Genomic DNA, 20556 nt, shown 5'->3' with positions numbered 1-20556 from the left:
ATCCGTCAGCGGAAGCGTCCGGAACGGCTGCCTGCAATCGGCATCGCTTTAACCAGTCGATTGACGGCTTTTTGCGCCGCCGAGGTCACGGACGCGAAGGCGTAACCAACATTGCCACTCGTGCCCTGCCACACCGTTTCCCCCGTCTGGGCGTCGACGATTCGCATGGTGATTCCGACTGCCGGGTCGCCATCGAGATCAGTTTTGTAGCGGTATTCATGCACCGTGCCGATGAGCAGATGGGAAGCGCCGCTCGCGCGGGAGAGTTCGGCGTAGCGTCCGTCGCTCCCTTGTGCCTCATCGCCGACGGTGCGCATCACCAACTGCTCCGTTTGGTAGAGCGGGATTCCCGCCTCCACCAACGCGCTGCCGGTCATCTCGGTGAGCGCCCGGGCCGCATATTCATCATCGGTCGCGTTGACGAACGGAGGCAGCAGCAGTCGGCTGATGGAAATGGTTTGTCCGTCGGTGCCGCCGGTCGTGATGACGTTGGCGCAACCGGCGGTGAATAGGATTAGACAAAATAATACGAGGCGGGACATGGGAGGGTGATTTGAGATCAGTAATGAAATCGAAACGAAAGATTCAGGAGAACGGCCTCGTTCCCGGCGTTGCTGGCTGACGCGTTGGAGCTGTAGCCCAGCTCTCCCTGGATCTCGATACTTTTCCGTGGTCGGAACATGCCGGCCACCCCGGCATTGAATCCGAGTGAGTCGAGCACGAAATCATAGTCACCGCCGACCGTGAGTCGATAGCTCCAGGCATCCGCCAGATTGTCGGTCAGCGTCCAGCCCATGCCGTGGCGGTTGATGCGCGGGCTGACGAGATTGTTGAGCACCGCCCGACGCCCGCCCGGAGGCAGCCCCGGGCGCACTGTCGGATCCACGAGAGTCAAGTCGGTCGCCCCGGTGTTGAATGACGCCACCGCCCCCCGATAACCCACGATCCACTGGGGGCCGTGTCGCCGGAGGGTTTGATCGAGTGAAACCTCAATTCCGTCCCCCTGGCCCAGACGGGTTCCGGCCACATACACCTCCCTCATCCCGGCTTTGATGCCCAAGCTCAGATCCGCTTCCAGCTGCCAGGAAGCGGTCAATCCGGTCCAGTCCTGCCGACCGTTCAACGACTCCAGCACCAGACTGTCCGTCGCCCGCTCATTCCACCACGTTCCGAATTCCACCGTGCGCGAGGGCGCAAACGTGTAGCGGGCGCGCACTTCGCTCATCCATCCGGCTCCCCCGTGCCCCAGTCCGGCCTCGGTCGTCCAGCGGGCATTCCACCTCGATCGCACGCCCATCTCCGCGTCCGCCCGGCGCACCGTTCGCGACCGCAGGCCCGGGACGGATTCGATCGCGACGCGATCTTCGTGTCCCGCCACCGTCCACCAGTGAAGGTCGTTCAGATGCATCGCGTGGGAAGCTTCGGTGCGCCAGACTTCGCCATTGTCGAGCACCACCCCGCGCCACGCCGCCGCCACGTGGGGACCGTGCTCCCGGTAAATGCGGTCAAGCGCCTCACGCACCTCATCTCGAAGCTCATCCCCCAGCTCGTGATGGCGGAGCAATGATTGATAACTCAACATCGCCCGATACCACTGCCCCGCCGACGCCGAGGCCGAAGCCAGATCCGTTTCATAAGGATAGCGTCGGTGCGCATATTGTTCCCGTTTCAACTCCCGCAGCACGTTGGCCGATTGCACGAATCGTCGCTGCAAGTAGTAACCTGCTCCCAGGAAATAACGGCCTTGGTTGTCGCCGGGGTAGAATCTCAAGTAGCGCTCGGCCAACTGCACCGCCGCTTCGCCGTCGCGTTGTTCCGTCGCCATCGACGCCAGCACCAGCAGGGTCTGCCGGTCGCTCGGGTTTTCCATGAGAATCGATTCCCCGATCGCAGTCGCGACCTTCGGCTTGTTCAATCTCGCATAGAGGTAGGTCAGATAACGCCGCTGTTCGATGTCGAGGTCCGCGGCCTGCTTGATCATCGCCGCGTCTTCAATCGGCAACGAGAGGTCCGTCGCCGCCCGCAGACCGGCGCCCCCGCCCCCCGAGAGCAGGGCAATCCCCATCCGTATCCATCTCGACCATACCCGCGTCATCGAGAGTCCTCCTCTGCTTCCAGCAACTGAAACTGCAATTCCCGCAAGGCCCGCTGATACGCTCGCTTGGCTCCGGTCCGATCTCCTCGTGCCAGTCGGATATCGCCCAACGCCCCCCAGCTCGTGGGCTCCGCCGGAGACACGAGGGACAAATACCGGATCTGGTATTGCTCGGCCTTCGCATATTCTCCCAACGCGGCGGCCACATCCGCGGCCAGTTTAAAGGCCCGGGGATCATCGGCCGCCAGATGCGGCGCGAGCAACGCCTGCGCCTCTTCGTTGTGGTTGAGCCGTTGCATCACCAAAATCAGGTCTCCCAAAATATCCCAGTCGTCGGGGAACTCCGCCGCCAACCCGCGCAACAGCTGCTCGGCTTCCAGATTCTGCCCCGCGGCCAGATGCGCCCGCGACAGGGCTTGCCGCACCTCCGGATCGGCCCGCACCGCCTCGGTCAATTCGCGCCGCAAAAACGCCCGCTCTGCCTCGAGGTCGTTGTTCAATCGCATCATCAACAAATGCAGCCGGACCATTTCCACGTTCGATCCCAGACCGGGATACCCCTCCGTCACCAGCTGGGCATCGTGATAACGTTTCACGTCGGAAAACGCATAGGCCAGGCGGAGTCTGATTTCACTGTCCTCCGGAAACCGCTGCATCCCTGCTCGCAAAACCTCGCGCGCCTCCTCCGGCTGTCCCAGCAAATTGTAACCATAGGCCAACGTGACATGATCCGATGCCGTGGCCTCCGCCGACTCCACCACTCCACGCAGTCCGGCCACGTAGTCTTCGTAAGCGCCCAGACCGCGAGCGAGCCGGAAATACGCCCCGTAGTCGTCCATCTCTCCCGATGTCTCGGCGACCGCGCGATAGAGTGGCAGCGCCTTTTCATAGTCGCCCAACGCCACCCACACATCCGCCAGTTGCCGCCGGATTTCGACGCTGTCCGCGCCCAACGCCTCCACCCGTTCAATATGCTCCGCCGCATCCGCATAGCGGTAAAGCTCCACCTCCAACCGCGCCAGTTCCAACCACGACGCCACGGCTTCGGGCTCCGCCTCCAGAAACTGCCGATACGCTTCCACCGCCTCACCGTAGCGACCGACCTCCGTCAGGAAACGCGCCTGTAAAAGGGTGTATTCGTCATGGCCGGCCACCGGCACCATGCGGTCGAGCACCTGCAGCAGATCATGGTCGCGATACAGTCCCGGGTTCAACGCCACCAGTCGGTCCAGAGCATGACGATCGCCCTTCATGCCCAGCTCCCACCACACATCAAACGCCTCCCCCGGGCGGCCGGTGCCTTCCAGCAGTTGCGCGAAGGTTCTCAGTTCGTCCGCATCCCGGTCGGTCAATTCGACCACCCGCTGCTGGGTTTCCCGCGCCGCTTCCGACCGACCGTTTTCCCGCTGCAACGCCCCCAGCAGTCGCCACGCCGCCAGCATCTCCGGGTTCGCCGCGGCAAAAGCCGAGACGATGGGCAGTGCCACCTGCGGTTCCCCTGCGGCTCTCGCCAACGCGGCGATCCGTTCGACCTGCGGAGCCTCCCATTCGTCGGTCGCAGTCGCTTCCGCGAGCAACAGATTCAGCGCTTCGCGATTGCGATTCATCTCCCTCAGCAGGGAAATTCTCAGGCTCGTGCCCTGCCCGTCCGGCAAACCAGAAATCGCCCGCAACGCCGCCTCGGGATTTCCCGCGAACCGTTGCAGTCGGGCCAGCTCCAGGGCCGCTTCCGCCTCCGCCGGAGACTCGCCATGCATCATCGCGAAACACGCCGCCGCCACCTCCGGCCGTTCCCGGGCCAAGGCCAGGGGGACGAACCGCCGCGTCAAGGCCGCGCGCTGATTGACCGGCACCTGCGCCCAATCCCGCTGCAGCTCGCGCCAGAAGTCGTCCACCGCATCCACCGTCTCCAAATCCTTGATCCAACGAATGAACAAGGCGTCGGCATAGCCGTGCGACTTCCACCGGTTCAGCGAGGCCCGCCAGTAAGCTTCCCGCTCCGGCGCCGTGGCCGGTGGCTTCAACTCCAATCGATCCAGCTCCTGCTCGGCGAGCGCATAGCGCAACGGCTCGCGCTCGATTTCCTCGGCCGCCACCACCGCCAACACCCGCCGCGCCTTGGCGATGTTACCGTCCCGCACCAGCTGCTCCAACAGTTCGGAGTCACCGGGCAGCAGGAGATAGACCACGCCCGCACAGGCCAGCAGGATGCCGCCGAGTTGGCGCCAGGACAATATCGGTCGGGACGAGGCTGACGCGGAATCCCTCATGGTGCCGGGGCGGCCTCCACCCTCACCTCCGCGACCGCCGGCAGCGACAACGTCACGCGCCCGTCCACCCCGGACCGCATCCGCGATCGGGTGTCGTCCACCTCGACCTCGAGCTCGATGTCCGACGGCCAGCCCGCCAGGACCACCGTAACCGGTCGCAGATCGCGCACCGCAAAATGCAGACGACGGGCCCTCCGGTCCGTGAACTCAATTCCGCCGGTGGAAGACTCCAACCGGGCGCGCGTCGACGGCTCGTCTTCCGCCGGAGCCAGCACGAGTTGAGTCACCCGCCGGCCCGTGGTGTGCACAAAGGCTTCCGCTCCCTGCACCGACCAACCCGTGATGCCCGAACTCGCAGTCAGGTCGATCCGCGGGGCCCATGCCGCCGGCACACGATAACTGCGCAACGCCCCATCCCCGACCAGGGCCCACGAGTCTTCAGCATTTGAATACACCCGGACCGCCCGGGCATCCTGCGCGATGCGGATGTAGTCCGACACTTTCATCGCGTGCAGCGGCTGCGCCATCGCCCAGTCATGGACGGTTTCCAACGCCCGCAGCGACGCAAAATAGTCGCCGCTGTAAAAATGGTAGTAGATGTCGACCGGCTTCAATCGCCGCGGTGACTCGGTGCGCTCGAACGTATCAATAACATGGATAAACGTGCCGAAGAACGGACCGCGCCAATTGTTGGTGTAAACGTTTTCGTTCTGCGCCGGCGCGAACACCTGCAACTCGTCATGCCACGGCATCGTGCGCGGCGCGACGCCGTTGAGCGTGGGAGTCCGCCGCGATATGACCGTGTCGCCGCCGTTCATCGCCAGCAGTCCCAGTTCCCTCACCTGGCGCAGCGCCGTCGGCGGCGGACGACAGTTGCCCGACCACAGGAACACCTCCACCGGCTTGTCCGGCGGCGCGAGCGTGCGATTGATGTAGTCGACCGAGCCCGCTATTTCGCGCTCCAGGTCCATGTTCGGATACGGCACGTTCAACTCCAGATTGGGTCGGTCGTAGAGCCCCGCATTGCGGTCGTTGGCGATCCACATGAACGGATGGGAGTAGGAATGGGAGGCCACCTGGACATTGGGCAGAGCGAAGATACTTCGAGCCGTCCGTTCGAACTGACGCGCCGCTTCCGGAGAGCTTCCCTTCACCGCTCCGGTCACCTCCGCCTCCACCACGGATACGGTGATGGGGATCGGATACTGCGTCAGAATGTGATCGCGCACCACCTGCGCCGAGGAATGGCCCACCTCGACTTCACTCCGGTTGATGAACCCATCCCCGTCGATGTGACTCATCAACATCCGCCGGCCTTCGCGCGTGGTGGCATCGGGCACGGGTCCCGGCAACCGGCCCAACACAGCTTCGAGATAGGCAAACAGATCGAACTGCCACAGTTCCTGAAAGTCCGGTCGCTGAAACGTCAGATAGGGATCAAGCGCCACGCCGCCCCACCCCGTGGCAAAAAGCGCGTCGAGCCGGACTTCTTCCCCCGTCGGCGTGCTGGCCACCACCGACCGCATGACATGGCTGTCGCGCGGAGCCTGGAGATCCGGAATCTGGATCGGCCGCCCCCGGGACTGGTATTCCGCGCCCGCCATGATGGCCGGGTCGCTGACCACTTCCCGCAAGTTGCGCACCGGCCAGATCATCCGCCCGCTTCCTCCGATTCCGAAGACTTCGAAGAATCGCCGCCGCACGGCCTCGTCCTGGAATGGCACCGCGCCAAATATCAATATCCGCCGACCCGACTCCCGCTGCGCCACCAACCAGTCGAGCACACGAGATTCTTCGCTTTCCGGATATTCCCACGCTCGCGGCAAGATGATTGCGACCGTTTCAACGCCCAGTTGAGGCAAAGCCCGCCCCGCCTCTACTTTGCCGTAATCGACTTCATAGCCCAACCACTCCAGCGCGGCCTGCAGGCGCAAACCGGTGAAGGACTCCGCCGGCCATTGCACCCGATCAGTCGGGTCCGCCGAGAGGTTTCCATAAAAGCTAAAAACCCTCCGTCCGACGTCACGCCACGGGGCCAATACGGTTCCTCGCAAATCGGGTGTCGCCACCAAGGCATGCCAACCTTCCGCCCCGATGCGCGAAGCGATGTTTCGCGCCGTCGGCTCATCCGTCGGGTCGGCGTAGTCGAGCACGAACACCTCGTATCCCTCGGACTTCAAGGCATGCAATCGCTCGACCAGCACCGCCGTGTCGTTCGCCGCCACCGGCCGATATCGACGGTCGTTGAAATCGAAGGTGCCAAACACGGATTCCACCAGCACCCCATCCACCACGTCCTGCAAATCGGGCAATAAATCAAAGCCGCGGTTCGCCACAATCATCGCTTGCGGCTGCAACTGGCGCAGTCGTCTCACCAACGCGACCGCCCCCGCCCGGCCGTCGGATTCCACGGAATCCAGCGTGTCCAAAAAGAATCCATCAAACCCGCGTCCCACTGCCGCGCGGGCGAATTCGTCCACCAACAGGTCAACCCATCGCTCGTCGCTCAAATCGATCAGGTCCGAGTCCCAAATCTCGTTTTTCCCGCGCAACCGGAGTCCCCGCTCCAACGCCTCCGGACGATAAGACGCATCGGCCGCAATTTCCCCCACGCTCAAGTAGGCCAGCACCCGATTCCCCTCCGCATGAGCCGCCGAGAGGTCGACCTCGGCTTCAGGATGCACAATCGACAGCGGATGCAGTCGCAACGGTGCCACCGGAACCTGCGCATCGTAATTGACGTAAAACGAAGTCGGGGTCGCCCCGAGATGCCACCAAGCAAAGACCAACGCGAATACCACGCTGAAGCGACGGTAGTTCATCCCGATTCAATCAACTCCGCCAAGCCATCCGCCACCGCGACGGTGGCTTCAAAGCCCATCTCACGCTGCGCCACGGTTGCTTTCCCCAACGAATGCACAATGTCGCCGTGGCGGGGATCACCATGGATCGGAGCAGGCACATCCGGATAATGCCGGGCAAACACCGCCGCCACATCGAGCAGCGATGTCGAGCGGCCCGTGCAAATATTCGCGATCCCCGACGTCAAACCATCCCGGGTCGCCGCGATCACGTTGGCGCGAGCCACATCGTGGACCGAGATGAAATCACGGGTCTGGCGGCCATCACCAAAAATGGTCACCCCCCGACCGTCCCGATACCGCTGATCAAAAATCGAAATCACCCCGCTATACGGCGAAGCGGGATCCTGGCGCGGGCCGAAAACGTTAAAGTAGCGCTGGCACCGCACCGTGAATCCATAGGCCGCGCCATGTCCCAGCAACAACCCTTCCGACGCCAGCTTCGCCCCACCGTAGGGACTGATCGGTCGCTTGGGCGTTTCTTCATCAATCGCTCCGACGTCCGTCTCTCCATAAACCGCCGCCGACGACGCAAATACCACCCGCTGGACGCCATGTCGGCGAGCCGCCTCGGCCACGTAGTGCGTCGCATCGACGTTCAGTCGGTGGTTGAGCGCGGGGTCGTCCATGCTCTCCTGCACGCTCACCAAAGCAGCGAGATGGATGATCGCGGTCAGACGATTTTTTTCCACCAGTGCATCCAACGCCCCGGCTGCGGCCACATCCTCTTCGTAAAATGAGAACCGGGCGTTCGCTTCTGCTCCGCGCAAATTCGATTTCGATCCAGTGCGAAAGTTATCGACTCCGACAACCTCCACGCCGGAAGCCAACAATTGATCCGCGGTATGGCTGCCGATAAAGCCCGCTGCACCAGTAATGAGAACACGTGACACACCGCAAACCTGCCCAAGGTCGGTCCCCTCGCAAGTTCACAATGGGAGGCCGGTCCCTCCATCCCTAATCGGCGCGAGCGGTGCCCGCCACCAAGTCCACGGCCTTCGCCCCCATCGCGTCACCGATGCGGGATCGTTCCTCGAGATGACCCCGAATCACATTCACCAGGGCGCTGCCGACCACCACGCCATCGGCATGCGCCGCCACTTCGTGGACGTGTTCGCGCTTGGAGATACCAAAGCCCACCACGACCGGTAACGCGGTGTGACGTTTGATCGCGGCCAACGCTTCCGGGATGTTCGCCGCCACCGAGGAGCGCTCGCCGGTCACCCCTTCACGGGACACGTAGTAAATGAATCCCGTCGCGGCCTCCGCGATCGTTTGTAAACGACTCTCCGGGGTGGTCGGCGCGACGATGAACACCGTCTTCATGCCGTGGCGATCACAGGCCTCGCGCAGTTCACCGGCTTCTTCGGGCGGCAGGTCGAGTGTGAGCAAACCATCGAGGCCCGCCGCCTTGGCCCGGGCGACGTAGGCATCCACGCCGTTCGAAAAGACCAGGTTGTAGTAGGTGTAAAACACGATCGGCGTCTCGGGAAACTCGGCGCGCAGGGCCTCCACCAACGCGAACACGCGCTCGGCCGACATCCCGCCTTCCAACGCCCGCTGCGCGGCCAGTTGATTGGTCAGACCATCGGCCAACGGATCGGAAAACGGCACGCCCAATTCCAATACATCGACTCCATTGCGCAACAGGGCGCGACACGCGGCCAGCGAGGTGTCGAAGTCGGGATCACCGGCACAGAGGTAGGCGACAAAGGCAGCGCGATTCGCTGCCTGGGCGCGGGAAAAAGCGTGGGCAATACGGTCCATGGACCGACCATCGCGCCAAATTCCCGACCACGGCGCAAAGCCTATTTGCCGCCCATCGCAATCAATTGACCTCAAACTCCACCAACACGGGACGATGATCCGACAACATCGACCGCACCACGTGACAATGTGGATCCCGGGCGCGGGGCGGCACGAAAACAAAATCGAGCAACCGGGCCGGCAACGGCGACGGAAACGTGCGCCCCCGGCGCGGATGCCGCGTGTAGTTGCCCAATTCCTGCAGGTGCGAATCCAGCGCCGCGGTGACATCGCCATCGCGGCCGGGCGTATTGAAATCCCCGCAAACGATCGGGAGCACCGGCCACTCCCCGCCATGAGCCGCTCGCTTCTCCTGCAAAAACTCCAACAGCCGATCCAATTGCCGAAAGCGGTGCGCTTTGGATCGATAGTGCAGATGAAGATTCACGACCGGCAACCGCATGCCGTGCAGTTCGATTTCGGCAAAAATAAAGCCCTTCTCCCCCACTTTGCTTTGCCCGAAACTCACCACCTCGGACGCGAGGATCGGATACCGCGACAAAATCGCGTTGCCGTAGGCGAGATTGATCAAACCTTCGCGCCGGTTGTGCACCCCGAAGACTGAATACGGCAGGCCGGTGTGCTGACTCAAGTAGTCGAGTTGGTCGAAGTTGCCCGCCCACCGCGAATGTTGATCGATCTCCTGCAAGGCGACCACGTCCACATCGAGTTTTATAATCAGATCACCGATCCGACGCAAATTGCGCCGCAGCCGCACCGCCGACGAGGTGCCCTGAATCGGATTCAAGCCCCGCCCATGAGCGATATTAAAAGTAAGAATCCGCACGCGCCGCATTAACGCCATCACTCAACAACATCCCCGGCGCCACCTCAAAGCAGAATCGTTTGTCACCTATTAGGTGACAAACGGAGCGGAATCCGGATTCCGCTTTCGGAAAGGATGGGGCGGCCAACGGGATTGGCTACGCTGCGCTTGTCCCGCTGACGCGAGATCAACCTGCGGTTGCCCGTTCTCCGCTTCGCTTCATCGAACCCGGCGGGTCCTCACCCCTCACGGGTTCTGCTGCGGTCACGATTCCTAACGGGTTATCTTTTTCCGCTTACGGAAAGGATGGGGCGGCCAACGGGATTGGCTGCGCTGCGCTTGTCCCGCTGACGCGGGATCAACCTGCGGTTGCCCCTTCTCCGCTTCGCTTCGTCGAACCCGGCGGGCTCTCGTCCCTCGCGAGTCCTCCTGCCTTCATGTTTCTCGATCTGAAACTTTCCCTCGCTTTCGGAAGGGATGGGGCGGCCAACGGGATTGGCTGCGCTGCGCTTGTCCCGCTTCGAGGGATCAACCTGCGGTTGCCCCTTCTCCGCTTCGCTTCGTCGAACCCTGCGGGCTCTCATCCCTCGCGAGTCCTCCTGCCCTTATGTTTCGCTATCTGAAACTTCCCCTCGCTTTCGGAAGGGATGGGGCGGCCAACGGGATTCGAACCCGCGACCCCTAGAATCACAATCTAGTGCTCTAACCAACTGAGCTATGGCCGCCACAATGAAGAGCCGGAAAACTTCGTGAGTGAAATCCGGGCTGTCAAGGACTTGTCGCGTCGAATCACTCTGCTGACCGCACGCCGTTTACCAATGGCCAAAGTTCCGGTAAAACGCGGGCGATCAGCTCATGTTTCCTGCGATGCCCGGAACCCGATTTGTAGTAACGTTCGCGTTGTAGGGCTTCGTGACGAGTGGCGCAGGGTTCCCAATGCAGCATCACAGGATTCGTCAGCTTTTCGCGGGTCGTGCGGGTTAAACCCGCCTGATGCCGATGAAAGCGGTGAATCAAGTTGGCGGTTTGGCCAACATAAGATCGACCACTTTTCAGGCAGACCAGAATGTAGACGAAATACATACGCTCGTGAACGTTCCCCCAGGGCTCCTAGAATCATTCTGCTGGCCAGCAGAATGCTCTAACCAACTGAGCTATGGCCGCCACAAAGGGTCGGGAAAAATCCACGCGGGTTGGGGCGCGGTCAATGCCGAATTTCTCTCCCCGGCGCGATCCCCGAGAATTTTTTAACCCGCGTTGGGGTTTTTGGTCTGTTCGGTGTGTCGAATATCTCGTCCCCGCGCCAGATACACCATCTCTTCGGCAATGTTGGAGGCGTGATCGGCGATGCGTTCGATCGCCTTGGAAATGAACATGAGCTCCAAGGCGCGGCTCGTCGTGGAGGGATTCTCGATCATGTAACTGGTCAATTCCCGGTAGAGCTGGCGGTTGATGTCATCGACTTCGGCGTCGCGTTTGCACACCGCCAGCGCTTTCTCGATGTCTTCTTGCAGAAAGCAATCCAGGGCATCGCGCAGCATCTCGATGGCTATTTTCGACATGCGAGGGATGTCGATGTAAGGCTTCAGCGGCGGTTCCGACGCCAAACGGGCCACGCGGCGCACGATGTTGGTCGCTTCGTCCCCCACCCGTTCCAAATCGTGGCTGGCTTTCATCCCGACGATGACGAGGCGCAGCTCGGTCGCGACCGGCGAGCGCAGGCTCATGTAGCGAATGGCTTCGTCGTCGATTTTGACCTCGAGTTGATCCAGTTCATCGTCCGCGGCGGCCACTTGATCAGCCAGGGAGAGATCGGAATTGACCAACGCTTCCGTGGCTTGGCGCACTTGGCGCACCGCGATCTCGCCCATCAGGACCAGTTGCGAGCGGAAGGATTCGAGTTCGTTGTCGAAAAAGCGTTTCATAGGGACGAGAGAGCAAGCAAGACCGGCGATCAGCCAAAGCGACCCGAAACGTAGGCCTCGGTCTGGGGATTACCCGGATTCATGAAGATCGTCTGGGTTTCGGCGTATTCGATGAGTTTGCCGAGGTAGAAAAAGGCGGTGCGGTCGGAGCAGCGGGCGGCCTGCTGCATGTTGTGCGTCACGATCACGATGGTGAACTTCTCCTTCAGTTCGTGAATGAGTTCCTCCACCTTGGCCGTCGCGATCGGATCGAGGGCCGAACAGGGTTCGTCCATCAGAATGATTTCGGGCTCGACCGCAATCGCCCGAGCGATGCACAGACGTTGTTGCTGACCGCCTGATAGTCCGAGCCCGCTGGTGTGCAGACGGTCTTTGACTTCGTCCCACAGGGCGGCGCCGCGCAGCGAACGCTCCACCACTTCGTCCAACCGGGATTTGTCCGCCACGCCCTGCAAGCGCAGACCGTAGGTGATGTTCTCGTAGATCGACTTGGGAAACGGGTTGGATTTCTGGAAGACCATGCCAACGCGTTTACGCAGTTCGATGACATCGACGTCGGGAGCATAGATATCGATGTCGTGGATCTTGATCGAGCCGCTGGCCACCCGGGCCACATCGATCAGGTCGTTCATGCGATTGAGACAGCGCAGGAGCGTGGACTTGCCGCAACCCGACGGACCGATAAACGCGGTCACCTTCTTTTCCGGAATCGCCAGATTGATGTCATGCAGGGCCTGCGACTCGCCGTAGAAAAAATTAAGCTTCTCGATATCGATCAGCGTGCGACCGGCCGGAGCCGATTTTTGCGGAGGCGTGGCGAGAGTCGCACGATTGGCGGTGGGCGGACTGGATTTGATTTGATCCATGGTGATCGTGGCAGGCATGACGGGAAGCAGATCCCCTACCAGCGGTAGCGGGCGCGCAAGCGGTTGCGAAGGATAATCGAAGAGGTGGCGATGAGGGCAACAATGCCCAGGAAGACAAAAGCGGTGCCGTATTGGACGCGCTCGGAATACTCGTTTTGGGGGATCTTCGAACTCACCACGTAGATGTGATACGGCAGGGCCATCACACCCTGGAAGAAGAAGTCCATCGCCTTCTCCACCTGCCAGGGCAGCTTGTCGCGGACAACGTAGGCGGCGGTGAACATGATTGGGGCGGTTTCACCCGCCACTCGGGCGATACCCAAAATCGACGATGTGAGAATGCCGGGCGTCGCGTAGGGCAACACGGCCTTGCGGATCGTCTGCCACTTGGTCGCGCCCAGCGCGAGCGAGCCTTCGCGGAAGCCCATCGGCACGGCTTTGAGCGATTCCTCCGAGGCGGTGATCACCACCGGCAGCACCATGAAGGCGAGCGTGAACCACCCTGCCATCAACGAAACGTTCCAACCGAAAAAGATCACGAACATGCCGAAGCCGAACAGGCCGAACACGATCGAAGGCACGCCCGCCAGATTCAAAATCGCCAGGCGAATGAAACGCACCATCACCCCCTGCTTGGCGTATTCGTTGAGATAAACGGCGCTGGCGACCCCGAGCACCAAGGCAATGGTCATCGAGCCGACGACCAGCAGAATCGTGCCCACGATATTGGGGAAAATACCGCCCGCCGAATACACGTAGGTCTTGGGTTTGAGATCCGGTGCCGCCTCTCCGGTGGCGGCGGCCTGCGCCTCCAAATCAGTCCGAAACTCGCGATATTCGCTGTCGGACAGTTCCATTTTTTCGCCTTCGTAATCGAAGACGTAGAGCGTCTGCGGCGCCTCGGTCAGAAAGGCGACATTGACGAAGGGAAAGGACGACTGAAAGACGGTCCGGGAGCCCTTGATCACAATATCGCCAAACACCGCCAGACCGGCGGCGAGGATGATGTAAGTGGCGAGCCGGAAAACCAGCGCGATGCCCTGCTCCGCCCGGTGGCGCGGACTCGGACGATGGGCGAAGAGATGTTTGGAAGGTTCGCTCATGACGTCTTAGCCGATGGAAATGCGATACCGATGCACGATTTTCTGGGCGAGGAAGTTGATGAGAAGGGCGATGAAAAACAGCAGCATGCCGACCACGAACAATGCCCGGTAGTGGATGCCGCCCTGCACCACTTCACCCATTTCCTGCGCGATGATACCGGTCATCGTGTGCACCGGCTGGGTGAACGCCGCAAAGCCCGTGGTAAAATCTGGGATGGCGATACGGTTTCCGGCGCACAGCAACACCACCATGGTCTCGCCGATCACGCGTCCAAACCCCAACAGCATGGCGGAGACGATGCCCGACAACGCCGCCGGCATGATGATGCGCAAGATCGTTTGCAACCGCGTCGCGCCCAACGCAAACGACGCTTCCTTGAAGGCGCGCGGCACGTTTTGCAGCGCGTCTTCCGCCAGCGTGAATATCGTGGGCACGGCAATGAGCGCCAGCAACACGCCCGCCGTGAGCGCGTTCAATCGCTCGGCCACCGGAAAGCCCGGCACCCAGCTCAGGGCCTGCCATTCCGACAGGAGCCGAATGGCCTGCCCCAGCACCGCGATACCGAAAAATCCGAGCACCACCGAAGGAATCGCGGAGATGAACTCGATGCAGGGTTTGATGAAGCGCTGTTCCCGCGGACTGGCCAACTGGTTGACATAGATGGCCGCGCCCACCCCCAGCGGCACGGCAATCACGAGCGCCACGATCGAAACCATCAGCGAGCCCACAAACAGCGGCACCACGCCATACCAGTCCTGCCAGAAACTGGCCGTGAGCCAGCGACTGCCGGTCACGAAACTGGAAAACGCCTTCGCAAAGGAAACCGGCTTGGTGTGGTCCCATGCATCCAGTGCGGTCTCGATCGCGGGAAAGGTCGCTTGGTATTCGCGCACCAGTTCGCGAAATCTCGCGAAACGCTTTTGCAGGACCGGCGTGGGCAACGCGGGCGGTTGCTGCTCCAGCACCTCGTCCAAACTGGCGGAAAATGCCGCGTTGATCTCCCCGTAATGCGGGCGAAACGCCAGCAACGGCTGCAGCTCCGCGTCGAAATCGATGTCCGTGATTTGCACGGCGGCCGCTTCGGCATCCTTGCCCTCCGCCAACAACTGGCGGCGTTCTTCAATGCGGTCCTCGTTGATCAGCGCTTTGGTTTTGATCGCCGTGGCCACATCGCTCAGATCGAGCACCGCCCCGCGCAATGGTTCCACGGTGTCGCCGAAATCGTAGGAGTAGTCATCAAACGCCATGAGGCGCTGGTTGGCCTCGGCCAGATCCACGCCCTCTTCGTCGGTGTAGTGCTGAAACGCCCGCACCCGCAGATCGAAAAGATAACGGGTGAGCGCGGTGTGATCCTCCTCCTGCTGGCGGAGGTGGTCCACGTATTCCAAACCCGCCGTGCGGTAGAGCTCCAGATTGGCGCGGTTCTGCGTGAAGAATCCCGAACCTTCGCGGAAGAGAAAAATCGTGATCAGTCCGAGCACGATGACCGCCACCAACGCGTTGCCGCCGAAAAACGCCTGCACGCACTCATCGAGCGTCAACCCGAGAAACCGGGTCTTGGTCTTGGTGATGGCAAAAGGAGGACGGGAAGAGCTTTCCATGCGGCGGTGTCGAGTCGGCTGAAACGGTCAGAAACCAGAGCAGAGGGACCCGCTGAACAACCGTCAACGGGCCCCCTGTTACAATTGGATGGCGCGGAGAGGAGACTAGCGCACGGGCACAAACCCGATCTGTTCGACGACCTTTTGGCCTTCGTCGCTCAGCGTATAGTCGACGAAGTTGGCCGCCTCCCCTTCCGGATAACCGTTGGTATAGTAAAAGGTCGGCCGGGCATACGGATAGCTTTTATCCTGCACGGCGGCTTTGGAAGGAACGACCCCGTCGATGGAAACCACCGCCGTGCCGGGCGTTTCGGCGTAGGCCAGCCCCACGTAACCGATGCCGTTGATGTTGCCGGCGACTTCCGAGGCGATCTGCTCGTTGCCCGCCATCTTCTGCGAGGAACTGGCGTAGTCGCGCCGACGCATGGCGAGGTCCTTGAAATCTGAATACGTGCCGGACGCGGTGTTGCGCGTGTAGATCGAGATCGGACCGGGTTGGCCGCCCACGGCGGACCAGTCGGTCACGTCACCGGTGAAGATCTGCTGCACCTGCCGCTTGGACAACTTCGTCACGGGGTTGTCGGCGTTGACCAGAATCGCGATGCCGTCGTAAGCGACGATGGTGGGTTTGAGCGAAACGCCCTTGGCGAGTCCCGCCGACATCTCGGTGGGCTTGGCGCGGCGGGAGGACATGCCGATCTGCGCGGTGCTGTCGATCACGGCGGCGATCCCGGTGGAGGAGCCTTCCGCGGCGATCTCAAAGGAGACGCTGGGCTTCATCGCGCGGTAGTTCTCGGCCAGCATGGGCACGAGTTTCGCCCCGAGGGTATCGGAGCCTTTGATGACGAGCTTCTGCGCCGCCAGGGGTGCGACCAGCACGGCGGCGAGCGCGAAAAATGAAACGATGTTTTTCATAGGGGAAGAGGGCTTGAGGAGGTTGGGCTTCACGTCGCGGGCGCTCAGAAATTGATCTGCATTTGCGAGCGCACGCCATTGGCGGATTCCTCCAGGTCACCGCGTTCGGCGGTGCCGTGCACGTAGCCGAGTTGGAGTTTCAGGTCGGAGCCCACAATGTAGTAGTTCAGGCCGAGATAAAGCTCGGTCAGGTTGTCACCGGTCAGCGATGCAGGCGCGGAACGCACCCCATCGGATACCTTGATGCCGCGGTTGTCGGAATTGGTGAAACTGTAACGGCCCACGAGCTCCAGTTTGTCGGTGACCATGACCGATGGCTGGATCCACACGCCCCACGGCGAGGCATCCCGGCCCGCGGCGATGCCGTCGTCCACCGTGGCGGAGAGGTATTCTCCCGCCAGTTTGAAGACGCCGTGTTCCAGATTGCCGTAGAGATTGAAGCCCGTCAGGTCGCTGCCGTCGGTGGGGTTGCGCCCGCCTTGGTCGGAAAGCAGACTGACCGCCGCGCCGACGCGGTAGGAGCTCTGGCTCTCGGGACCGAAGAAGCCGCTGTAACCGATATCGGCCCAGTAGGCTTGGGAATTGTTGGAGCCATCGCTGGCGCCTCCGGGACCGCTGGAACGCTCGGGATTGGTGACGGCAGCACCGTAGTAGACGCCTTCGGTCTTTTGCTTGCGGGCGTTGGGATTGCCCTCGAAGAACGCGCCGACGCGGTAGGACCCCGCCCCGAGACGGCGACCATTGTTGCCTTCGACGAAGTAGCGCGTGGTGCCGGAACGTTCGATCGAGTCGAGACTGCCGCTGGAGGTCCACTCCTCCATGCCAAAGTTCACCTTGCGCACGCCGAGATCCACCGCGAACGCCTGGTCTCCCATGAGACCGGCATACTCGATGTAGGCCTTGTCAAAATTTTCGCCCGCAAAATCGTAGACCAGGTTGGCGGTCCAACCGGCACCGACCGCGGCTTTGGCCCCGAAATAAACCCGGCGCAGAAAAACCTCATTGGTGGAGTCGACCCCGGCGGCATCCGTGTTGATCCCGGCGTATTGCACCTGCAGACGACCGCTGATCGCGAGGGAGTGCGTGGACTTGCCTCCCGAGATGGAGCTCATCAACGCGGCGTGAGACTCGGCGGTGAGTTCCGCCCGAATGTCCTCGGCCTCTTGATCAGTGAGGATGCCTTTGCGCACGAGCACATTGAGCAGCGCGCCGCTGTCTTGAGCCATGGCAGCGGTCGCGAGGCCACTGAGGAGTGCACCGAGGAGCACCACACGTCGGAATAGGTTTGTCGTCATGAATGTAGGGTTTGAAGCCGAGGACCGGGTGACTCTGGTCACGGGAGGTCGGCACTTTGCCTGCACTTTGTTACGATCACGTGTCGGCCGTGTTACGTCGCGGCTACTTCGCTCGTTTTGTCACCTGTTTGCCTACCTTCTGTAACATTTCCACCTGGTCGTAACATAACGTCCGAATTGCTGCGTGCGTCTTAACAAAAAGCCATCACTCGGGGGAGTGATGGCTCGGGAAAGCGGTGTGATGTTGAACGCCGAATGGCCTAGTTGGCCAAGGGCACGAAGCCGACTTGAGCGGCAATCTTCTGCCCTTCGGGGCTCACCGTGAAGGCGAGGAACTCGGCCACGATCCCGGTGGGTTTGCCATTGGTGTAGTAAAAGGTCGGACGCGCGTAGGGATAGTCTCCGCTATTGACCGAGGCGGCTTCCGGCAGGTGACCGTCGATGGTCACGACTTTGACCCCGGGAGCCGAGGCGTAGGCGAGACCCACGTAGCCGATGCCGTTGGAGTTACCGGCGACTTCGGATGCAATCTGTTCATTGCCCGCCATCTTTTGCGAGGACCGCGCGTAGTCGCGCTTGCGCATGGCCAGCGCTTTGAAATCGGAATAAGTGCCCGAGGAGGTGTTGCGGGTGTAGACCGAAATGGGGCCCGGGTTCGCACCGACGGCGGCCCAATCGGTGACCGCTCCGGTGAAGATCTGCTCGACGTGGCGCTTGCGCAGATTGCTCAGCGGGCTATCGGCATTCACGATCACGGCAAGGCCATCGTAGGCGACGATGTGCTCCGTCATGTCGACGCCCTTGGCAGAAGCGGCGGACATCTCCGTCGGCTTGGCGTTGCGGCTCGACATGCCGATATCGGCGGTGCCGTCGATGATGGCGGCAATGCCCGTGCTGGAACCCTCGGCGGCAATCTCAAAGGAGACGCCCGGATGCTTGGCTTTGAACTCTTCCGCCAGAATGGGGACGAGTTTGGCCCCGAGGGTATCGGAACCCTTGATCACAATTTTTTGGGCGGAGGCCGTCGCGCTCATGGTCAGCAGTGCGGCCAGGCAGCCCAGCAAGAATCGGAATGGAGTTTTCATCGGCCCCCAGCGTGAAGGGTTCCGATTCCCCCGCTCCAGCGTATTCGGTAACAGCGCGGTTACGTTTACGTGACGCCGTAAGACGACTGTTGCGCGGCAATCCGGATGCCGGGGCGCAAAAAGAGGCGGACCGCGAACGGCCCGCCTCGGAGTGTTATGGGACTAAACGAAGTCGGACTCAGTCGAGCTCGTAGACCTCGATGATCGCGATACCGGTCGCGCCATCGACGCCCGTCACCTCAGCGGTGTAGCCACCCGGAGCGAGTGTCGCGACGATCGTCGCGTCCTCGGCCCCGGCGGACAGGGCGAAGGCGCCGAGTTCGGCACCGAGGGTGATGGACTGCGTGGTCACGACGCGGCTGACTGCGATCGGGTTGATCGGATCGCTCGTGGAGAACAAGCGGATCTGCACATTGGCCAGCGTGCCCGGCAGGTTGAACGGAGCCAAACCGAGGGTCGGGCCGACTGCGCGGATGACGACGGACTGGGACTGGGTGCCGGAGATGACGAAACCACCGGTGAGCGATTGGAGACCGGTGCCGACGAAACCGCGGGTGGAGACGTTGGAAGGCTTGGAGGTCGAACCACGGACGATCGGAGCGACGAAGTCAGCGTTTTCAGCGTCATCCGGAGCGGCGAGAACCGCAGGAAGGAAGCCGGCGATGTCGAGGTTGGTCCAACCCTTGATCCAGAGATCGGTGCCAAACGCGCCGACGTAGTCGGTGGCGGTGAGGCCATCAGCGGCAAAGACCGGGGTGGTCATCAGAGGCGATTCGGCGCTCGACGGACGAGGATCGAGGCCGGCGTCCTTGGCGTAGGAGATGCCGTTCATCATGGGAGCAACGATCACGTTGTTGAGCGCGGCGTTGGTGAAGTAGGACGTGGCATCCAGGTCACCCGAGGAGTTGGACGTGCCGAAACCCGCTGCGGTGTTGGTCGCGGCCACATGGCTCCACCAAACGTTGCTTTGGATGTCCGGGGCGACGTCGCCGATGTCGGACTCGATCTCAATGCCGCGGGCGTAGTTGATGAACGCGGAGTTGTAGAGTTTCACCGTGGCGTTATCGCGCGGGTTGATCGGGGCGTTGGCGCCACCGGTCGAACCGAGGCCAATGGCAGTCAGGTTGGAAACGGTAACGCTCGAAACCGGGGTGCCGGTGGGAGGATTCGTGTCGCCGTCCCATTCGATCGCCTTGTCACCCGGCTCTTCACCGTCGACCGCTTGCAGCGTGAACAGCCATTGCAGGGTGCCGCGGAAGCCGCTGTCGAAGTCAAAGGAGTCATCACCGCAGAAGGCCGCCACCAAGTGGTCGGGGCTGACGGTGCCACCAAAGAACTCGAAGCCGTCGTCGAAGTTGGCGTAAACCTCGATGTAGGAGAGAACCGTGCCGGAACCGACACCTCCGAGGGTCAGACCGTTGATTTCGTTGCCCGCACCGAGGTTGGCACCGCCGTGGCGGATGGAGACATATTTCATGACCCCGGAATTGTCGGCATCATCGAGACCACCGAAGGTCACGAGAGGAATCTGCTCGGTGGTGACGGATACACCTTCGATTTGATCCTGCTTGGGGGAACCCGGATCTTCTCCGTCCGCCCGGGAATTGATTTGAGCGTTACCCAACAGGATAACGCCACCCCAGAGACCTTTGCGCTCGGTGCCGAGCGAACCGTCGAGATTGTCGAGCACGGAGGTGAAGATGATGGGCTGGTCGGCGGTGCCTTCAGCCATGATCTTGGAGCTACGGGTAACGATCAGCGCGGCCGCGCCGGCGCCGGAGGAAACCTGGCCCTTGACGACGGTGCCGGGTTCGATGGTGAGGGTGGCTCCGTTCGTCACGAAGACGTAGCCGCTCATGATATAGGTATTGTCCGCCGTCCACGTCGTATTGGACGTAATGGATCCGCTGACGGGAACGTCAGCCGCTTGGAGAGAAGCCGTGGCGCCAAGAAGGGCCATGGCCAGG

Annotated in this window: 16 protein-coding genes and 1 tRNA gene; all 17 read right to left on the bottom strand. The window is 61.7% G+C overall.

Translation table 11 applies throughout. The annotated features are described in order from the left end of the window. Window positions 1-5: 5 nt before the first annotated feature. A complete protein-coding gene (locus tag PXH66_RS04595) occupies window positions 6-542 on the bottom strand; it encodes a hypothetical protein (RefSeq protein ID WP_330931315.1) in 537 nt (178 codons plus the stop codon). Window positions 543-559: 17 nt separating this feature from the next. Further along, window positions 560-2065, bottom strand: coding sequence for a tetratricopeptide repeat protein (locus PXH66_RS04590; RefSeq protein WP_330931314.1), 1506 nt, complete (start codon window positions 2063-2065; stop codon window positions 560-562). Between the two features lie 26 nt (window positions 2066-2091). Then, window positions 2092-4365 (bottom strand): tetratricopeptide repeat protein, encoded by a 2274-nt coding sequence (locus PXH66_RS04585; RefSeq protein ID WP_330931313.1) that lies wholly within the window; start codon window positions 4363-4365, stop codon window positions 2092-2094. Beyond that, the gene (locus PXH66_RS04580; protein WP_330931312.1) at window positions 4362-7187 is read right to left on the bottom strand and encodes an endo alpha-1,4 polygalactosaminidase; all 2826 of its coding nucleotides are present in this window, start codon (window positions 7185-7187) and stop codon (window positions 4362-4364) included. The genes PXH66_RS04585 and PXH66_RS04580 overlap by 4 nt, the downstream gene beginning before the upstream one ends. Further along, complete coding sequence (locus PXH66_RS04575; RefSeq protein WP_330931311.1) at window positions 7184-8119, bottom strand: NAD-dependent epimerase/dehydratase family protein; 936 nt, start codon at window positions 8117-8119, stop codon at window positions 7184-7186. Before PXH66_RS04575 ends, PXH66_RS04580 begins: the two co-directional genes overlap by 4 nt. Window positions 8120-8183: 64 nt before the next feature. After that, the gene (gene trpA, locus PXH66_RS04570; protein WP_330931310.1) at window positions 8184-8993 is read right to left on the bottom strand and encodes a tryptophan synthase subunit alpha; all 810 of its coding nucleotides are present in this window, start codon (window positions 8991-8993) and stop codon (window positions 8184-8186) included. Window positions 8994-9054: 61 nt separating this feature from the next. Continuing rightward, window positions 9055-9780, bottom strand: coding sequence for an endonuclease/exonuclease/phosphatase family protein (locus PXH66_RS04565; protein WP_345784020.1), 726 nt, complete (start codon window positions 9778-9780; stop codon window positions 9055-9057). Between the two features lie 666 nt (window positions 9781-10446). Next, a tRNA-His gene (locus PXH66_RS04560) sits at window positions 10447-10523 on the bottom strand. A 64-nt stretch (window positions 10524-10587) separates the two neighbouring features. Next, entirely contained in the window at window positions 10588-10881 is a 294-nt protein-coding gene (locus PXH66_RS04555) for a GIY-YIG nuclease family protein (protein ID WP_330931309.1), read from the bottom strand. Window positions 10882-11045: 164 nt separating this feature from the next. Further along, window positions 11046-11723, bottom strand: a complete 678-nt coding sequence (phoU, locus tag PXH66_RS04550) for a phosphate signaling complex protein PhoU (RefSeq protein WP_330931308.1) — start codon at window positions 11721-11723, stop codon at window positions 11046-11048. A 29-nt stretch (window positions 11724-11752) separates the two neighbouring features. After that, entirely contained in the window at window positions 11753-12589 is an 837-nt protein-coding gene (pstB, locus tag PXH66_RS04545) for a phosphate ABC transporter ATP-binding protein PstB (protein ID WP_425609088.1), read from the bottom strand. A gap of 35 nt (window positions 12590-12624) precedes the next feature. Then, window positions 12625-13692 (bottom strand): phosphate ABC transporter permease PstA, encoded by a 1068-nt coding sequence (gene pstA / locus PXH66_RS04540; protein WP_330931306.1) that lies wholly within the window; start codon window positions 13690-13692, stop codon window positions 12625-12627. A 6-nt stretch (window positions 13693-13698) separates the two neighbouring features. Further along, entirely contained in the window at window positions 13699-15294 is a 1596-nt protein-coding gene (gene pstC, locus PXH66_RS04535) for a phosphate ABC transporter permease subunit PstC (protein ID WP_330931305.1), read from the bottom strand. A 105-nt stretch (window positions 15295-15399) separates the two neighbouring features. After that, complete coding sequence (locus tag PXH66_RS04530; RefSeq protein ID WP_330931304.1) at window positions 15400-16209, bottom strand: phosphate ABC transporter substrate-binding protein; 810 nt, start codon at window positions 16207-16209, stop codon at window positions 15400-15402. 44 nt (window positions 16210-16253) lie between these two features. Then, the gene (locus tag PXH66_RS04525; protein WP_330931303.1) at window positions 16254-17504 is read right to left on the bottom strand and encodes a porin; all 1251 of its coding nucleotides are present in this window, start codon (window positions 17502-17504) and stop codon (window positions 16254-16256) included. Between the two features lie 260 nt (window positions 17505-17764). Further along, window positions 17765-18589: a phosphate ABC transporter substrate-binding protein gene (locus PXH66_RS04520; RefSeq protein WP_330931302.1), complete on the bottom strand. Its 825-nt coding sequence runs from the start codon at window positions 18587-18589 to the stop codon at window positions 17765-17767. 178 nt (window positions 18590-18767) lie between these two features. Then, the gene (locus tag PXH66_RS04515; protein ID WP_330932240.1) at window positions 18768-20549 is read right to left on the bottom strand and encodes a hypothetical protein; all 1782 of its coding nucleotides are present in this window, start codon (window positions 20547-20549) and stop codon (window positions 18768-18770) included. Between the last annotated feature and the right edge of the window lie 7 nt (window positions 20550-20556).

It is taken from the genome of Synoicihabitans lomoniglobus (genome assembly GCF_029023725.1).
Classification (GTDB): Bacteria; Verrucomicrobiota; Verrucomicrobiia; order Opitutales; family Opitutaceae; genus Actomonas; species Actomonas lomonigloba.
This window is presented reverse-complemented; position numbering and strand designations above follow the sequence as displayed.